Origin of the sequence: Psychrobacillus sp. NPDC096389 (assembly GCF_044762855.1) — a bacterium.
Lineage (GTDB): Bacteria > Bacillota > Bacilli > Bacillales_A > Planococcaceae > Psychrobacillus.
This window is the reverse complement of the sequence record NZ_JBIWFB010000005.1, coordinates 215,915-234,101: the sequence shown is the minus strand read 5'-3', so window position 1 is coordinate 234,101 and position 18,187 is coordinate 215,915. Positions and strand designations below refer to the sequence as shown.

Sequence of the window (18,187 nt, the reverse complement as noted above, 5' to 3'; positions counted from 1 at the left end):
GCTTTCAGTGTAGAATTAGTTGCTTTCAACAGCTTTTTGATTGCCCTTAGCCATTCTTTGGAATTTCGCTCGAAGGTGTGTGACCCTGCAAGAGCGTTAGCGACGCAGGGGCTCGTCACTTGCCAAGGGGAAATATAGAGGCCTCCTTATTGAACTCTCTACGACGCATTATCCTTATTATGCGTTTCATTCCATTCGAAATTCTTTTTACTGAATCGGGGCAGAGCAGACGTATGTGCTTTTGTTCCTCGGCTGAATAAAGTTTAGTTGGAAAACACAAATAGGAGCCTGAAGTATATATATCACTTCAGGCTCCTTTCAAACTTTCAGGGCTTATTGTTCAATTTCTTCCGTAAGACTGATTAACTCATCGATCAGCGAGCCGATATAAGCAATTGTATCTCGTAATGGCTCATCTGTCGTAATATCTACTCCAGCCATTTTTGCTAAGTCGACAGGTGATTTTGTTCCTCCTGCTTTAAGTACTTCTGTCCACTCGTCTACAGCAACTTGACCTTCGTTTAAAATGCGTTTTGCGACTTGTGTAGAAATCGTTAAGCCTGCGCTATACGTATATGGATACAATCCCATATAGTAATGTGGTTGGCGCATCCAAGTAAGTTCAGCACCGTCCGATATTTCTACTGCATCACCCCAAAATTCTTCCAACACGCTACGTTTATATTCATTCAAAATTTGTGCATTGACATTTAGTCCTTGATTGACCCGCTCATATACTTTTCGTTGATAAGCAGCTTCCAATAAATGCGTAACAAAATTATGGTAGTAAGTGCGTGCCACAATAGAAGAAATAACCCAACGTTTAAATTTCGGATCATCCGAGTTTGCCAGTAAATGATTCGCTACAAGCATTTCATTCATCGTAGAAGGGGCTTCGATAAAATACAAAGAAGGTCTTGCATTAAAAATTGTTTGTTCTTTATTTGCGTGATAAAAATGACCGGCATGTCCTAGCTCATGAGCAAGTACGAATACTTCATTCATTCTAGAAGACCACGAGATAAGGATATATGGGTGGTTACCATATGGGCTAGAACAAAATGCCCCAGTCGACTTACCAGTATTTTGTGCAAAATCGATCCAACGCTCTTTGTACGCACGGTCCACCATTTCCAAATATTCTTCACCCATTATAGCTAATGCATCGTCGATATACTTTTTGGATTCCTCGATCGAAATGGACGGCTCATAAGTTGGGTCTAATGAAATTTTTAAATCGGCGAATGTCATTTTTTCTAAGCCGTGCACTTTTTGAAGTAATTTTGCATATTTACGCATATGTGGCGCAAGCTCGCTCATGATTAAGTCAATTTGACGATTGTATAGACTGCGATCTACTTCTTGATTGAATAGTAGATAATCAAAAATAGAGTCATATCCTCGAAGATCAGCAGTCGTTTTTTCCATTTGCACATGCATATCATAGGTTGTAGCCGTCGTATGTTGGTATTCTTTTAGTTTCTTAGAAAAAGATTCGAATGCAGCTCGTCTAATAGCTGGATCTGATTCGGCTTCCCAATCATTTTCAAAAGATACATAGCTTAATGGATATGATTTGCCATCTACTTCAAAGTTTTCGAAAGAGATATCCTGCATTTTGGTCGTGTTATACAATTTATATGGCGCATTAAAAGACGCAGAGTAAGCAGCAAGGGTTTTTTCTACTTCTGGATGCAATTGATATTTTTTCTTCTCTAATAACTTGTCTAAATACAATTGGAATGTTGGTGCAAGTTTAGTTGCTTCTGTGATTATTTTGTCTGGTTGTTCTAAAAGTTCACTTGTTAAAAAAGAAAGTTCACTACTTATTTTAGCGTAAAGTGAACCGTATTTATTGGCTCTCATTTGCGCTGTAGTGTTTGTTTGGTCTGTACTTAAAGAAAGACTAGCATAAGTTCCTGCAGGTACAATTTTTTCATATAATGCCGAATAATCGGTTAATGCTTCTACTATAATCGTAGCATTATTTACTTTTCCTTTATATTTTGTGACAAATTGCTGGACTTCTTTCTCAATTGATTCTAATGAATTTGTAAAATCCTCCTCTGTTTCGAATAAATGAGCTAAATTCCATGTTTCTTCTACTTTTACTTCTTCTCGGTTAGGTAACTTTTGTACCATTTTTCATCTCTCCTTTTATTACGGATGTCGAACTATTTTCTAGTATACAGAACAATATAGGTAATGTAAAAATAATCTTATAACTTTCATTTTACAATTATTTTACAAATATATTAGTAATCATGATAAAAAAATACTTTAAAAGGATATTTCAAAAAATATATTGAGCATAATTTTTAATGAATATTCGATAGGAAATAACAGTGAAAACCCTTTATTTAAAAGGATTTATACATGTTTTCGAAATATTATTTTAGTGTAATTTCAGAAATTTTAGAACTAAAAGAAAAATTAGTATAGACTGAATATAAACTTTGTTTTACAATGAAGTTGTTCACAACAACAACTTGATAGTTTCTGAATAGTTTCTTACCAAAATAAGAGAATGGTAAGTAGTAGGACTTATATATTCAGAATTGTCAAACTAAAACAGGGGGTTTTATTTATGAAGAAATCAAAATTTGCTTCATTATTTCTTGCTTCTTCTCTACTAGTAGGGGTGCTAGCGGGATGTGCAGGAGGGGAAGAAGGTACTAGTTCAAATGGGGGAGAAGGAAGCAGTGCAAGTGGGGGAGACACTATTAAAATAGGTGCCAATCTTGAGCTTTCAGGAGCTGTAGCATCATACGGTACTTCTGAGGCAGATGCTATCGATCTAGCTGTAGAGGAAATCAATGCCGATGGTGGTATTGATGGAAAACAAATTGAACTTATTAAAGTTGATAATAAATCTGACGCTGCGGAGGCAACTAGTGCTGCCATTAAGTTAACGAGTCAAGATAAAGTAGTTGCGATTATCGGGGCTGCTACAAGTGGTGCCTCAGTTGCTCAAGTGCAAATTGCAACAGATACTAAAACACCAATGATTTCTCCATCTGGTACAAGTACAACTGTAACTGTTGGGGATGATGGAAAAGTAAATCCATTCACATTCCGTACAGCATTTATTGACCCATTCCAAGGTACAGTAGCTGCAAACTTTGCTTCTAACGAATTAAAAGTGAAAACTGCAGCAGTTTATGCGGACAATGCGAGTGATTACGCGAAAGGTCTTGCGGCTTCATTCATTAAAGATTTTGAAGCAGCTGGTGGTACTATTGTTGCTGAAGAGTCTTATGTTGCAAAAGATACTGATTTCCGTTCTACACTAACGCGTATCAAGTCTTCTAATCCTGAATTTGTATTTATCCCTGGATATTATGAAGAAGTAGGATTAATTGTTAAACAAGCTCGTGAACTAGGAATTACTGTTCCATTAATGGGTGCTGATGGTTGGGATTCTCCAACAATCGTTGACTTAGCTGGAGCAGATGCATTAAATAACACGTTCATTATTACCGCTTATTCTGCTGATGATCCAGATGGAAAAGCAAAAGCATTTGCAGAGAGCTTTTCTAAGAAATACGGAAAAGAGCCTAACTCATTCAACGCACTTGGGTATGATTCTGTTTATTTATTGAAAGATGCAATTGAACGTGCAGGATCTACAGATGGTACAAAAATTAAAGAAGCAATTGAAGCTACTGACCAATTAGAATTAGTAACAGGATTATATTCTGTTGATGAAAATCACCATCCGATAAAATCAGCTGTAATTATTGAATTTGTAGATGGGAAACAAGTATTTAACACAAAAGTTAATCCTTAAGATAAGCCTAATTATAGAGGGGGGATTATTTCCCTCCTCTTTTATTTCTAACTAATTGAAATAGAGAGACTTTAAGGAGTGAAAATAGATGGAATGGTTACAGCAATTGATTAATGGTATTTCACTCGGCAGTATATATGCATTAATTGCCCTTGGTTACACGATGGTTTACGGAATTATTAAATTAATCAACTTTGCACACGGGGATGTGTTCATGGTTGGTTCTTTCATTGGATTTTATTCGATTACTGTCTTTGGGTTAGGGTTTTTCCCAGCGCTTATCCTTTCGATGGCAGCGTGTGCATTATTTGGTGTGATTATTGAACGTATTGCGTATAAACGTTTACGAAATGCAACTAGAATTGCTGCACTTATTACAGCAATCGGTGTATCGTTACTGATTGAATATGGAGTGATTTATATTAGAGGGGCTCAACCAGAAGCATATCCTAATATATTCTCCAATCGTTCTTTTGAATTTTTAGGTGCTCAAATTAGCATTCAATCGATACTAATTCTTTCGGTTTCTGTTGTACTGATGATTTTGTTACAGTTTATTGTACACAAAACGAAAACTGGAAAAGCGATGCGCGCGGTTTCGCATGATACAGAAGCGGCTAAATTGATGGGAATCAATGTAGACAATACAATATCTGCAACATTTGCTATTGGTTCAGCTTTAGCTGGAGCAGCGGGTGTAATATTCGGTGTATATTATACAAAGATTGACCCTCTAATGGGAGTAATCCCAGGTGTGAAAGCATTTGTTGCTGCGGTTCTTGGTGGAATTGGAATAATTCCTGGAGCAATGGTAGGCGGATTGGTACTCGGAGTTGTTGAAACAATCGTTAGTGCTTTAGGGTTCTCTTTATGGAGAGACGCTGCGGCATTCGTTATTTTAATATTAATTCTGATCTTTAGACCATCTGGAATCTTCGGAAAAAATACACGAGAGAAAGTGTAGGTGGTACATAAATATGAAAAAGTCAAAACAGTTTTGGCCATTTATTATAGGGGCAGTATTAGTATATGCGGTTGTCCAAATATTAATTTCAAATGGAATGCTGAATCAATTTTATTCTAATACACTTATATTAATTGCCATCAACATAATTTTAGCGGTAAGCCTACATTTGGTAATCGGTATTACTGGTCAATTTTCGATAGGTCATGCTGGATTTTTAGCCGTAGGTGCGTACCTTTCAGCCATCATGACAATGAAATTACATCTTCCATTTGTCGTTGCCATTATTGTTGGTGGTCTTGTAGCTGCACTAGCGGGATTAATTGTTGGAATTCCGAGTTTAAGGCTAAAAGGAGATTATTTAGCAATTGCTACATTAGGATTTGCTGAAATTATCCGTATTGTATTCTTAAATATTGATGCTGTAGGTGGTGCTGCTGGGATGCAAGTATCCCACTTAACTACTTGGACATATGCCTTTGTTTGTCTCGTGATTACGATAATAGTAATCGTCAATTTTACGAACTCACGGCATGGTCTAGCAGCTATCTCTGTAAGGGAAAATGAAATTGCGTCTGATGCGATGGGGATAAATACGACGTATTATAAAGTAATTGCATTTGCAATCGGCTCATTCTTTGCTGGGGTAGCAGGCGCTTTATTTTCACATAACTTCTATATTATCCAACCAAGTCAGTTCGGCTTTTTAAAGTCATTTGATATTCTAATATTCGTAGTTTTAGGTGGTCTTGGTAGTCTATCGGGTGCTGTACTTTCAGCCATATTATTAACCGTAGTTTCGACATATCTCCAAGGATACCCTGAAACTCGCATGATTATTTATAGTCTTGTTTTAATATTAGTAATGTTATATCGTCCTAAGGGATTAATGGGTACGATGGAAATTACAGACTATTTCAAACTATGGAGAACGCCAAAAGGAGGCGGCCAACATGGAAAATAAGCCTTTATTAGAAGTGAAAAATACGGGTATTCAGTTTGGTGGTTTAAAAGCTGTTCAAAACTTAAATATAGTATTAAATCAAGGAGAATTAGTTGGTCTCATTGGTCCGAATGGTGCTGGGAAAACGACTAGTTTTAACTTGTTAACTGGAGTTTATGTTCCTACTGAAGGAGATATTATTTTCAATGGAGAACGAGTAAATGGGCTACCTCCTTTTAAAGTTACTAGAAAAGGAATAAGTCGTACGTTTCAAAATATACGGCTGTTCAATGATTTGTCTGTATTAGAAAATGTAAAGGTTGCTTATCATTCACTCGCTAAGCATAATATTCTCAGCTCCGTATTACGTTTGCCGGCTCATTTTAAAGGTGAACAAGAAATGGAAGAAAAATCAATTGAGTTTCTGAAAATTTTTAGTTTAGATAAGTATAAAGATGAGTTAGCAAAAAATTTACCATACGGACAGCAACGAAGACTAGAGATAGCTCGTGCTTTGGCAGCTGGTCCAAAACTTCTTTTATTGGATGAACCGGCAGCAGGGATGAACCCCCAAGAGACGAAAGATTTAATGGATTTAATCGCCTTTATTCGAAATAAATTCGATTTGACTATTTTGCTAATCGAACATGATATGAATTTAGTTATGGGTGTTTGTGAACGAATTTATGTGCTCGACCATGGTCAACTTCTTGCGGAAGGGTCACCAGAAGTGATCCGTAACCATCCTAAGGTTATTGAGGCTTATTTGGGGGAGGAAGTTCACGATGTCAATGCTTAAAGTGGAAAACATAGATGTATTTTATGGCAACATTCAAGCCCTTAAAGGTGTGTCAATTGATGTAAATGAAGGAGAAATTGTAACATTAATCGGGGCTAATGGTGCTGGTAAAAGTACTTTGTTGAAAACGCTATCAGGATTATTAAAACCGAAAAAAGGAAAAATTGAATTTCTAGATAAATCAATCTCAGGTAAACAAGCTCAAACGATTGTGAAATCGGGAATATCACATGTTCCAGAAGGACGTCGTGTATTTGCAAACCTTACAGTAGAAGAAAACTTAGAATTAGGAGCTTTTTTACGGAAAGACAAAGCAGGAATCCATCATGATATGCAAAAAGTATACGAAATTTTCCCTAGACTTTTAGAACGTAAAAAACAACATTCTGGTACACTGTCCGGTGGAGAACAACAAATGCTCGCAATGGGGCGTGCTATTATGGCAAAACCGAAACTAGTTCTACTAGACGAACCATCGATGGGGTTAGCTCCTCTAATGGTTAAAACAATCTTTCAAGTAATCGAAGATATTAACCGAGACGGTACAACTGTTTTATTAGTAGAACAGAATGCAAATATGGCGCTATCTGTAGCAAGTCGTGGCTATGTAATCGAAACCGGGCGAGTTGTTCTATCTGGTCCTGCCAAAGAACTTCAAGCAAGTGAAGAAGTACGACAAGCATATTTAGGTGGTCACTAAAAAGACGGGCTGTAAAGTATGACAATATATTGAAACAGGCGTAGAAAAGACTCTTTTCTACGCCTGTTTTTTTGTTTGCTTTTTTAGTGAATGATTCAAAACTTTCAAAAGAACAATGGAGCATTTTAGTACAATCTAGTAATTTATATGACGCACCAAAGGAAGTAACATTTGTGGCAATTGCTTATTCAATTTAATCTTATCTGAACTACTTTAGTACCATATTTTAACTCTTTTTTATTGCGGATGTCGAACTAATTACTAATCTTCAAAATATAATTTGAAAAATAAAATAAATAATTGACCTGTTAATTTTCTATAAAATTACAATTATAGTAGACCTTATGGTAAATTAGTCTAGTTTAATAGACGCTTATAAATAAAATATTGAGAAAAATTTTTGGAAATATATAGAATGTCAGTATATTGGAAACCTTGTATTTACAAGGATTTATAAATACTTATAAAATATTATATTAATGTAATTTCTGAAATTTTAGAACTAAAGGAAAAATTATAGTAGACTGAATATATACTTTGTTTTACAATGAGATAGTTCATTCGAATAAATGATAGATTCTGAGCGGTTACTTATTAAAAAATTAAAAATTAAGAAGTACGACTTATAAATTCAGAATTATCGAACAAAATAGGAGGTTTTATAAAATGAAGAAATCGAAATTTGCTTCGTTATTTCTTGCTTCAACTCTATTAGTTGGAATACTAGCAGGATGTGGAGCGGGGGAAGAAGGTAGTAGTTCTAAGGGAGGAGACGAAATTAAAATCGGTGTCAACCTAGAACTATCTGGTCCAGTAGCATCCTATGGATCATCACAAAATGACGGATTTAATTTGGCAGTAGAAGAAATCAATGCTGCTGGTGGTATTGATGGGAAACAAATTAAATTAGTAACAGTAGACAATAAGTCGGATGCTGCTGAATCTACAAATGCTGCGATTAAATTAACAAGTCAAGATAAAGTAGCTGCAATTATTGGACCTGCAACAAGCGGTAACTCTGTAGCTCAAGTACAGATTGCTAATGACAGCAAAACGCCAATGATTACACCGTCAGGAACTAGTCCAACTGTAACAGTTGCTGATAATGGTTCTGTTAATGAATTTGCATTCCGTACTTCATTCATTGACCCATTTCAAGGGACTGTAGCTGCAAACTTTGCTGCAAATGAACTAAAAGTAAAAACTGCGGCAGTTTATTCCGACAACGCGAGTGACTATGCAAAAGGTCTTGCTGCTTCGTTTATTAAAGACTTTGAAGCTGCTGGCGGTACAATCGTACAGCAAGAATCTTATGTAGCAAAAGATACAGATTTCAGATCTACCTTAACTCGTATTAAAGGTGCAAATCCTGAGTTTATCTTTATTCCTGGTTATTATGAGGAAGTTGGTTTGATCGTTAAACAAGCTCGTGAACTTGGAATTACAGTTCCTTTAATGGGTGCTGATGGATGGGATTCACCAACAATCGTTGACTTAGCTGGAGCAGAAGCGCTAAACAACACTTTTGTTATTAATCACTATTCTGCAGAAGATCCAGATGGAAAAGCAAAAGAATTTGCTGAAAAGTTTAATGACAAATTCGGAAAAGCACCGAACTCATTTAATGCGCTTGGCTATGACACGGTTTACTTATTGAAAGATGCAATTGAGCGTGCTGGTTCTACAGACGGAACAAAAATTAAAGAGGCTTTAGAAGCTACAGATAATCTAGATTTAGTAACAGGTTTATACTCAGTGGATGAAAACCACCATCCGGTTAAATCAGCTACAATTTTAGAATTCGTAGATGGTAAACAAGTATTTAACACGAAAGTTAATCCTTAAGATTAACCAGTAAAATGGGAGGGATTGATATCCCTCCTTTTCTCTATGTAAAAGAAAATGAATGCATAAAGGAGTGAAACTTCATGGAATGGATACAACAACTGATTAACGGTATTTCACTCGGAAGTATATACGCATTAATCGCCCTCGGTTATACGATGGTGTATGGCATAATTAAATTAATCAACTTTGCACATGGTGACGTGTTCATGGTAGGTTCCTTTATCGGATTTTATTCGATTACTGTTTTTGGACTAGGTTTTTTCCCTGCATTAATCCTTTCTATGGTAGCTTGTGCTTTATTTGGGGTCATTATTGAACGTATTGCATATAAACGTTTGCGTAATGCTACACGTATTGCGGCATTGATCACTGCAATTGGTGTATCGTTACTAATAGAATACGGCGTAATTTATATTCGGGGAGCTCAACCAGAAGCATATCCAAATATTTTCTCCAACAAAACATTTAGTATTTTAGGAGCTCAAATTAGTATACAATCTGTGTTAATTCTTTCTGTTTCTGTCGTTCTTATGATATTGCTACAATTTATCGTCCATAAAACGAAAACAGGAAAAGCGATGCGTGCTGTTTCACATGATGTAGAAGCCGCGAAGCTTATGGGAATTAATGTAGATAATACGATTTCTGCAACCTTTGCGATTGGTTCTGCTTTGGCAGGTGCTGCTGGTGTAATTTTTGGTGTGTATTATACAAAGATCGATCCTTTAATGGGGGTCATTCCAGGTTTAAAAGCATTTGTCGCTGCTGTTCTGGGGGGAATTGGTATTATTCCTGGGGCGATGGTTGGCGGGCTTGTTCTCGGAGTTGTAGAAACGATTGTTAGTGCTTTAGGTTTCTCTCTATGGAGAGATGCTGCGGCATTCATTATCCTTATCTTAATTCTGATTTTCAGACCTTCAGGAATCTTTGGCAAAAATACACGTGAGAAAGTGTAGGTGGTATAGAGAGATGAAAAAGTCTAAACAGTTTTGGCCATTTATCATAATAGCTGTATTAGTGTATGGAGTCGTTCAAGTACTTATTTCAACTGGGATGATGAATCAATTTTATTCTAATACGCTCATACTTATTGCCATTAACATTATTTTAGCAGTCAGCCTACATTTGGTTATTGGGATTACAGGTCAATTTTCTATTGGACATGCAGGATTTTTAGCTGTAGGAGCATATGTATCCGCAATTATTACAATGAAATTACAATTACCTTTTGTAGTAGCAATTATTGTTGGTGGGATTGTTGCCGCATTGGCAGGACTAATTGTAGGAATTCCGAGCTTAAGATTAAAAGGGGATTACTTGGCAATTGCAACACTAGGATTTGCGGAAATCATTCGTATTGTATTTTTGAATATTGATGCAGTTGGTGGAGCAGCTGGGATGCAAGTTTCCCACTTGACTACTTGGACATATGCCTTTGTTTGTCTTGTTATTACGATAATAGTTATTGCCAATTTCACAAACTCGAGACATGGTTTAGCGGCAATCTCTGTAAGGGAAAATGAAATTGCGTCTGATGCGATGGGGATAAATACGACGTATTATAAAGTAATTGCATTTGCAATCGGCTCATTCTTTGCAGGGGTAGCAGGTGCTTTATTTTCACATAACTTCTATATTATCCAACCAAGTCAGTTCGGCTTTTTAAAGTCTTTTGATATTTTAATATTCGTAGTTTTAGGTGGTCTTGGTAGTCTATCAGGTGCTGTACTTTCAGCCATATTATTAACGATAGTTTCTACATATCTTCAAGGATACCCTGAAACTCGCATGATTATTTATAGTCTTGTTTTAATTATAGTAATGTTATATAGACCTAAGGGATTAATGGGTACGATGGAAATTACGGATTACTTCAAACTATGGAGAACGCCAAAAGGAGGCGGCCAACATGAAAAATAAGCCTTTATTAGAAGTAAAAAATACCGGTATTCAGTTTGGTGGTTTAAAAGCTGTTCAAAACTTAAATATGGTATTAAATCAAGGAGAATTAGTTGGTCTAATTGGTCCGAATGGTGCTGGGAAAACGACTAGTTTTAACTTGTTAACTGGAGTTTATGTTCCTACTGAAGGAGAAATTCTTTTTAATGGAGAACGAATTAACGGGTTACCTCCTTTTAAAGTTACTAGAAAAGGGGTTAGCCGTACATTCCAAAATATTCGCCTTTTTAATGAACTTTCTGTATTAGAAAACGTAAAGGTTGCTTATCACTCAATTGCTAAGCATTCGATTATAAGTTCTATTTTAAGACTCCCTTCCCATTTTGCTGGTGAAAAAGAAATGGAAGAAAAATCGATTGAATTCCTGAAGATTTTTAGTTTAGACAAGTATAAGGATGAGTTAGCAAAGAATTTGCCGTATGGGCAGCAAAGAAGATTAGAAATTGCCCGTGCTTTAGCGGCCAATCCAAAACTTCTTTTATTAGATGAACCAGCAGCAGGGATGAACCCGCAAGAAACGAAAGATTTAATGGATTTAATCGCCTTTATTCGAAATAAATTCGATTTGACTATCTTACTAATAGAACATGATATGAATTTAGTCATGGGTGTTTGTGAACGAATTTATGTACTCGACCATGGTCAGCTTCTTGCGGAAGGATCACCAGAAGTGATTCGTAATCATCCTAAGGTTATTGAGGCTTATTTAGGGGAGGAAGTTCACGATGTCAATGCTTAAAGTGGAAAATATAGATGTATTTTACGGGAACATTCAAGCCCTTAAAGATGTGTCAATTGATGTAAATGAAGGGGAAATTGTAACATTAATCGGAGCAAACGGTGCTGGGAAAAGTACTTTGTTGAAAACTTTGTCAGGACTACTAAAACCGAAAAAAGGAAAAATAGAATTTCTAGATAAATCTATTTCCGGTAAGCAAGCTCAAACGATCGTGAAATCAGGAATTTCACATGTTCCAGAAGGACGTCGTGTATTCGCAAACCTTACAGTAGAAGAAAACTTAGAATTAGGAGCTTTTTTACGGAAAGACAAAGCAGGAATCCATCATGATATGCAAAAAGTATATGATATATTCCCAAGACTTTTAGAACGTAAAAAACAACTGTCAGGTACACTGTCGGGTGGGGAACAACAAATGCTCGCAATGGGTCGTGCAATTATGGCGAAACCGAAACTAGTTTTACTAGACGAACCATCGATGGGGTTAGCTCCCTTGATGGTTAAAACAATCTTTCAAGTGATTGAAGACATTAACCGGGACGGCACAACTGTTTTATTGGTCGAACAAAACGCTAATATGGCGCTATCTGTAGCAAGTCGTGGCTATGTTATCGAAACTGGCAGGGTTGTACTATCCGGCCCAGCGAAAGAACTTCAGGCTAGTGAAGAAGTACGACAAGCATATTTAGGTGGACACTGATAAGGAAGACTTTCACTAAGTTACATAAACTTGGTGAAAGTTTTTTTGTTGTTAAATTAATTATTGAGCAGGTAAAAAAATAGTTCAAATGCTATAATGATTTGGAATGCTTTTTGAAGGGGAAGTTAAATGAAAAAAACACTCAAATTTTGGATACTAACACTGATTACTTTTACAATGATAGCTATTTTAAGTAGTTCCTTTTTTTCTAGTTATCTAGTAACGAAGAAAAGTTTAATTGAAAAATCGTTAGAGCAGAACGAAATGTATGCTTTAAAATTAGCTCAAATGTCCGAAGAAGTTTTTGGGACAATGCAAGCTAATCTAGAAGCAAGAAAAACAGACGTAATGGAATATATCAATGATCCCGAGGAACTAACCAACATATTAAACCAATTATTAATAAGTAGTAAAAACTTTAACTCGCTTTCCGTCATTGGTAATGATGGCGTCGCAATAGCTACTTCACCAAATGTAGGTATTACTGGTAACAAAATAGATTCTCCTGGTGTAGTGGAAGCATTGCGTCTAAAAGAAAATTTTATTTCGAAACCATATAAAGCAGTAACAGGGAGACTGCTAATCCTTGTATCTACTCCATTATATGATGATTCCCATACATATCTTGGTATGCTGAATGGCACTATTTATTTACAAGAAGATAACTTTATTCACAATATTTTAGCCAAGCATTTTAGCGAAGATGGTTCTTATGTTTTTGTTGTTGATGAAGAAGGTACATTAATCTATCATCCGGATAAAAAAAGAATTGGGGAAGACGTTAGTAAAAATAAAGTGATTCAACATTTATTGAATGGCCAAAGTGGTTCTAAAGAAATATATAATACGCAAGGCGCACATTTTTTAGCTGGGTATTCCTATATTTCCGAAAGTCAATGGGGAATTGTTTCGCAAACTCCTTTTGAAATTAGCCTACAACCACTAAGTGGGATTATGACGAAAATGTTTTTTTATACGCTTCCATTTGTTATTTTGTTTTATGTTTTAGCTTATCTGTTATCGGAAAAATTAGCTGCACCTTTGAGGAAGTTAGCTATTTCTACGATGAATACAAACGGGAAAGATGTATCTATAGAGAATTTAAACATCTCAACTTGGTTTTTCGAAGCCAAACAACTAACGGACACCATTGAAAATTATCGAAAGCTGCAAGAGGAAGAAGTTGCTAATTTTAAGCTTCAATCTTTTACAGATCCGCTTACTGGATTGAAAAATAGAAGATATTCAGAGTTGGTCTTTAGTGATTTATTGGAACAAAAATGTTCTTTTTCTATTATTAATATTGATATTGACCATTTCAAAAAAGTGAATGATGTTTATGGACATCAAGTAGGAGACGAGACATTACAATTTTTAGCACATAAATTATTGTCAGGCGTTTCGGAACAGGATGTATGTGTCCGACTTGGTGGGGAAGAGTTTGTTATTATATTACCAAATTGCTTGATAGATGATGCATATCTACTTGCAGAAAAATTAAGAAAAGAAATTGAAGCGAACATCCTCCCGTTAAACAGAAAGATCACCATTTCAGCAGGTGTTGGGGAATATAAAGCGAATAAAGAAACTGTGAGTGAACTTTTGAACAGGGTCGATGAGGCTTTGTATGTTGCTAAATCTGAAGGAAGAAATAGAACAGTTATTTCACCTTAAAAGAAGAAGTTTTTCTCGCTAGTAGTGCGAAAAAAACTTCTTTTTTACTTGTTTTTTTTCATCAGGTATACGATACCTTCTACAATCAAACCGATCACTAAGCCGAAAGAAGTAAAGATGAAAAGAGATAGAATACCGACAAGATCACCAAACTCTTCTGTTCCAGCAATAAAAGAACGAAATAATTCAATAAATCCAATGACAAGACCTATGGTAAAAATGTAAAATCCTTTATATAATTTGTACATTAACAAAGCAGCAGCTATTACACCGACTGCAACGGAAAATGCAGCAAAAGCGACGAAGTTCATAATGACTAAATCTTGACCAAGTACGTATCTGACGCCTAAAATAAGTAAAAACATCGATAAAACAATCATTATACCAGCAATTTTATTGTATTTTTTCAGCAAGTGGATTCCCTTCTTTCTCTTCATTAATCATACTGGAAATCACTTGTTTTTCCAACTACTAGAATAACTCTATGAAAGGAATGATAGAGATGGCAGAACATTATTTTCACCTTAAAGCAAATTGGCCAGGCAATCGAAATGATGTAGGAGAAATTCATACAGAACATCTTTCTACAAAAGTATCGATACCGACAGAGATGGACGGTCCTGGAGTTGGGACAAATCCGGATGAGATGTTACTTGGAGCCGCGGCGACTTGTTATATTATTACACTTGCAGCAATGCTTGAACGGAGCAAAATCGTAAAAAATTCACTCGACATGGAGTCAACGGCAGTAGTCGATGTTACAAACGGTGTGTTTACATATAAAAAGATTATTCATCGTCCAGTGATTGGCATTGAAAATGAAAAAGATCGAGCAATGACACTGAAACTTGCCAAAAAAGCCGAAACATCCTGTATGATTAGTCGGGCAATACAAGGAAATGTAGAATTACAATTAGAACCAACTATACATGTGAAAAAGGACTAAAACCGTCTTGGTTTAAGTCCTTTTTTGTATATTTTTCCTTGGAGATGTGGTTAGTTGGAATTTTGACAGCTTTAGTTGGAATTTTGGTGCATTTAGTTGGAAAAAATTCAAGTTTAGTTGGAATAGGATATTTCTTCCACAAAAAAGCGATCAATTTCAATTGAATGATCGCTACGAATTTGATTTTCACTGCTGGTGGGAATCACAGTAGTCACCTATTAAACCTTTTCACGACGCTTTATCATCCTTAAATAACATATACAAAGACACAAATAAAGTGGCTAATCGTGCCTAATAAAATGAAAATATGAAAAATCTCATGGAAGCCTAATTTTTTGATAAACGGTATATTTGGTTTCACCCCGTAAATAACTCCACCGATCGTATAAAATATTCCTCCAACTATTAAAAAGAAGAGACCTTGTGTCCCTAGCGCACCGGCAAGAGGGGAAGCCAAAAAGACAATAATCCATCCCATACCAATATATAAAACAGTAGAAATCCATCTTGGACAGTTGAACCAAATCATTTTAAATAATATCCCACTAATCGCCATAAGCGAAATTATACTAAAAAGTGTATAACCAGTAGTGCCTTTTAAGGCGATTAAACAAAACGGGGCATATGTACCTGCTATTAATAAATAAATCATCGAATGATCCAGTCGTCGCAACATGTGAATGACATGATCTTTTGCGATAACCATATGATAAGTTGCCGACGAGGCGTACAGTAAAATCATACTTACTCCAAATAGTACGAGCGCAGTAATCGTTAAGCCTGATAGATCTAATACGATTCCTTTTATTATCATTGCGATTAAAGCAACAACACCAAGAATAGCGCCCAAAAGATGTGATAATGCATTAAATGGTTCTCTTATAAACTTCTCCAACAGAATACCTCCATAACATTATGTAGTTTTGATAACTACTTAATATAATATACTCATTTCGATAGATAGTCAATGTTTACTGAAAACTCTTTTTACGATACGATAAGAACAAGCAAGTAACGGAGGAATTTACATGAACAAATCAGAAGAACTTATCAAAAAGCTAGGATTGGATGCAACTATTCATGCCGAAGAAATACCCGATATCGATTTATACATGGATCAAGTAATTCAATTATTTGATTCGAAATTTGGTCCAACCCTTCGAAATACGGATGAAAAAGTATTAACTAAAACAATGATCAATAACTATGCCAAAGGAAAATTATTCATTCCTATCAAAAACAAAAAATATTCCAAACAGCATATAATGTTAATAAACTTAATCTATCAATTAAAAGGAGCTCTTTCTATTAATGATATTAAGACAACAATGGATCCAATCAACGAAAAAATAGACAGTGAGCATTTTAATTTAGAAGATTTTTATAAGCACTCGGTTGCATTACAACAGGCGAATGCGAAAAGTTTTTTTACTGAAATGCAAGCCCATGAACAGGAAATTGACCAAATGGAGATGGAGGAGGATTTGAAGCATTTATTATTAATAACGTCACTTGCCAATATGAGCAATGCCTATCGCAAGGCAGCAGAACTACTAGTGGATGAATTAATCTCAAATAAAAAGGAGCATAAAAAATGAAGACACTTTGGACAGACGGAACTATTTTTACAATGAATGCAGAAGGAGAAAAAGAAGAGGCTGTATTAGTAGAGAACGGAAAGATTATACAAACTGGTACGAAAGAACAATTAAGTCCTTTAGCTGATCAGATTCAATCTTTACAAGGGGCCGTCATGTATCCGGGTTTTGTAGATAGTCATATCCACTTAATTGGCCATGGAGAGAAACTAAGTTATTTAGATTTGTCTTCTTTTACTTCCATTCAAACACTTGTGGCGGAAGTAGCCAAACGTGCGAAAGAAGGGGACTGGTATTTAGCAGAAGGTTGGAATGATAATATTTTAGTAGAAGGTCGTCCGCTTACATGTAAAGACATAGATATAATAGAAGAAACACCGATCGTCTTAAAGCGAATTTGTAGACATGTGCTTGTCGCGAATACAAAAGCGATGGAATTAGCAGGAATAACAAAAAACACACCAAATCCAGTGGGCGGTATTATCGGAAAAGATGAGGATGGCAATTTAAATGGTCTATTTTATGACGAAGCACAACAATTGATTACGTCGCATATCCCAACAGTTACAACCGACTATTTGCAACAAGTCATTCAAGCAAGTGTCGCTGATTTGCAAGCAAAAGGACTAACAGGCGTGCACACAGAGGATATGGCCTATTATGGACCATACACGGTACCGCTAGAAGCATATCGCCGTACAATAGGCACGAGTTTTCGCGTCCATTTACTTCGACATCACGAAGTATTTGAGCAAATGCAGGGAGAAGAATCTGTCGACTTTATCGAATTTGGCGCGATGAAAATATTTATCGATGGGTCACTTGGGGGACATACTGCTTTATTATCGGATGATTATTCAGACTCTCCTGGAAATAAAGGCGTTGCCGTTCATGACATGGCAAAATTAGAAAACCTTGTGAAGTTAGCAAGAAAATATAATGAGAATATTGCTGTACATGTTATTGGAGACAAAGCGGTAGAGATTATTTTAGATTTAATAGAGAAGTATCCTGCGCCATCTGGAAAAAAAGATAGACTCATTCATGTGAACGTGCTTACGGAAGATTTAATAGACAGAATGGCCAAATTACCAGTAGTCTTAGATATTCAACCGATGTTCGTGCCTTCTGATTTTCCATGGGTAATAGATCGATTAGGAAAAGAACGCTTAATAGGGGCATACGCTTGGAAAACGTTATTAGATAAAGGGTTTGATTGTTCAGGAGGATCCGATTCTCCAATCGAGCTTGCAGATCCATTACTAGGAATGGATGCTGCGGCGAATAATGCATATTTACCAAATCAGGAACTATCCGCATTTGAAGCAATCTCCTTATTTACAACTGGTAGTGCTAAAGCAATCGGAAAAGAAGATGTAATCGGTAAAATACTGGATGGTTTCGATGCCGATTTTACAATTGTCGACCAAGTATTAACAAAAGAGTCGTTTACTACTTCGAAAATACTTCAAACAGTTGTGAATGGAAAAATTGTTTTTAGTAGAAAAAAATGAAACTATTTGTCTC

At 35.9% G+C, this 18,187-nt stretch carries 17 protein-coding genes; 14 read left to right on the top strand and 3 right to left on the bottom strand.

Going from position 1 to position 18,187, the window contains the following annotated elements; genetic code table 11:
- Nucleotides 1–333 precede the first annotated feature (333 nt).
- Nucleotides 334–2,142, bottom strand: coding sequence for an oligoendopeptidase F (pepF, locus tag ACIQ38_RS14495; RefSeq protein ID WP_402824229.1), 1,809 nt, complete (start codon nucleotides 2,140–2,142; stop codon nucleotides 334–336).
- A gap of 445 nt (nucleotides 2,143–2,587) precedes the next feature.
- On the opposite strand from pepF, the gene ACIQ38_RS14490 reads away from it, so the two are divergent.
- The 11 genes from ACIQ38_RS14490 (at nucleotide 2,588) to ACIQ38_RS14440 (ending at nucleotide 14,116) form a co-directional block, all read left to right on the top strand.
- The gene (locus ACIQ38_RS14490; protein WP_402824226.1) at nucleotides 2,588–3,790 is read left to right on the top strand and encodes an ABC transporter substrate-binding protein; all 1,203 of its coding nucleotides are present in this window, start codon (nucleotides 2,588–2,590) and stop codon (nucleotides 3,788–3,790) included.
- An 88-nt stretch (nucleotides 3,791–3,878) separates the two neighbouring features.
- Nucleotides 3,879–4,754 carry a branched-chain amino acid ABC transporter permease gene (locus tag ACIQ38_RS14485; RefSeq protein WP_402824223.1) on the top strand — a complete coding sequence of 292 codons (876 nt, stop codon included), beginning with the start codon at nucleotides 3,879–3,881 and terminating at the stop codon, nucleotides 4,752–4,754.
- Nucleotides 4,755–4,767: 13 nt separating this feature from the next.
- Entirely contained in the window at nucleotides 4,768–5,718 is a 951-nt protein-coding gene (locus ACIQ38_RS14480) for a branched-chain amino acid ABC transporter permease (RefSeq protein WP_402824220.1), read from the top strand.
- Nucleotides 5,708–6,496: an ABC transporter ATP-binding protein gene (locus tag ACIQ38_RS14475; protein ID WP_402824217.1), complete on the top strand. Its 789-nt coding sequence runs from the start codon at nucleotides 5,708–5,710 to the stop codon at nucleotides 6,494–6,496. Before ACIQ38_RS14480 ends, ACIQ38_RS14475 begins: the two co-directional genes overlap by 11 nt.
- Nucleotides 6,489–7,196 (top strand): ABC transporter ATP-binding protein, encoded by a 708-nt coding sequence (locus tag ACIQ38_RS14470; RefSeq protein ID WP_402824465.1) that lies wholly within the window; start codon nucleotides 6,489–6,491, stop codon nucleotides 7,194–7,196. The genes ACIQ38_RS14475 and ACIQ38_RS14470 overlap by 8 nt, the downstream gene beginning before the upstream one ends.
- Before the next feature lie 666 nt (nucleotides 7,197–7,862).
- Complete coding sequence (locus ACIQ38_RS14465) at nucleotides 7,863–9,041, top strand: ABC transporter substrate-binding protein (RefSeq protein ID WP_402824214.1); 1,179 nt, start codon at nucleotides 7,863–7,865, stop codon at nucleotides 9,039–9,041.
- Nucleotides 9,042–9,124: 83 nt separating this feature from the next.
- Nucleotides 9,125–10,000: a branched-chain amino acid ABC transporter permease gene (locus ACIQ38_RS14460; RefSeq protein ID WP_402824211.1), complete on the top strand. Its 876-nt coding sequence runs from the start codon at nucleotides 9,125–9,127 to the stop codon at nucleotides 9,998–10,000.
- A 13-nt stretch (nucleotides 10,001–10,013) separates the two neighbouring features.
- The gene (locus ACIQ38_RS14455) at nucleotides 10,014–10,964 is read left to right on the top strand and encodes a branched-chain amino acid ABC transporter permease (RefSeq protein ID WP_402824208.1); all 951 of its coding nucleotides are present in this window, start codon (nucleotides 10,014–10,016) and stop codon (nucleotides 10,962–10,964) included.
- The gene (locus ACIQ38_RS14450) at nucleotides 10,954–11,742 is read left to right on the top strand and encodes an ABC transporter ATP-binding protein (protein ID WP_402824205.1); all 789 of its coding nucleotides are present in this window, start codon (nucleotides 10,954–10,956) and stop codon (nucleotides 11,740–11,742) included. Before ACIQ38_RS14455 ends, ACIQ38_RS14450 begins: the two co-directional genes overlap by 11 nt.
- A complete protein-coding gene (locus ACIQ38_RS14445) occupies nucleotides 11,735–12,442 on the top strand; it encodes an ABC transporter ATP-binding protein (RefSeq protein WP_402824462.1) in 708 nt (235 codons plus the stop codon). The genes ACIQ38_RS14450 and ACIQ38_RS14445 overlap by 8 nt, the downstream gene beginning before the upstream one ends.
- A 129-nt stretch (nucleotides 12,443–12,571) precedes the next feature.
- The gene (locus tag ACIQ38_RS14440; protein WP_402824202.1) at nucleotides 12,572–14,116 is read left to right on the top strand and encodes a sensor domain-containing diguanylate cyclase; all 1,545 of its coding nucleotides are present in this window, start codon (nucleotides 12,572–12,574) and stop codon (nucleotides 14,114–14,116) included.
- Between the two features lie 44 nt (nucleotides 14,117–14,160).
- Here the strand turns inward: ACIQ38_RS14440 and ACIQ38_RS14435 are convergent, their stop codons facing one another.
- Complete coding sequence (locus ACIQ38_RS14435) at nucleotides 14,161–14,529, bottom strand: hypothetical protein (RefSeq protein WP_402824199.1); 369 nt, start codon at nucleotides 14,527–14,529, stop codon at nucleotides 14,161–14,163.
- Between the two features lie 89 nt (nucleotides 14,530–14,618).
- Between ACIQ38_RS14435 and ACIQ38_RS14430 the strand changes: the two genes are divergently transcribed.
- The gene (locus ACIQ38_RS14430) at nucleotides 14,619–15,062 is read left to right on the top strand and encodes an OsmC family protein (protein WP_402824196.1); all 444 of its coding nucleotides are present in this window, start codon (nucleotides 14,619–14,621) and stop codon (nucleotides 15,060–15,062) included.
- Nucleotides 15,063–15,309: 247 nt separating this feature from the next.
- On the opposite strand, the gene trhA is transcribed toward ACIQ38_RS14430, so the two are convergent.
- Nucleotides 15,310–15,957: a PAQR family membrane homeostasis protein TrhA gene (trhA, locus tag ACIQ38_RS14425; protein ID WP_402824193.1), complete on the bottom strand. Its 648-nt coding sequence runs from the start codon at nucleotides 15,955–15,957 to the stop codon at nucleotides 15,310–15,312.
- Nucleotides 15,958–16,090: 133 nt separating this feature from the next.
- Between trhA and ACIQ38_RS14420 the strand changes: the two genes are divergently transcribed.
- Together ACIQ38_RS14420 and ACIQ38_RS14415 are read left to right on the top strand one after the other, a co-directional pair.
- Nucleotides 16,091–16,660: a DUF1836 domain-containing protein gene (locus tag ACIQ38_RS14420; RefSeq protein ID WP_402824190.1), complete on the top strand. Its 570-nt coding sequence runs from the start codon at nucleotides 16,091–16,093 to the stop codon at nucleotides 16,658–16,660.
- Complete coding sequence (locus tag ACIQ38_RS14415) at nucleotides 16,657–18,174, top strand: amidohydrolase (protein ID WP_402824187.1); 1,518 nt, start codon at nucleotides 16,657–16,659, stop codon at nucleotides 18,172–18,174. The genes ACIQ38_RS14420 and ACIQ38_RS14415 overlap by 4 nt, the downstream gene beginning before the upstream one ends.
- Nucleotides 18,175–18,187 lie beyond the last annotated feature (13 nt).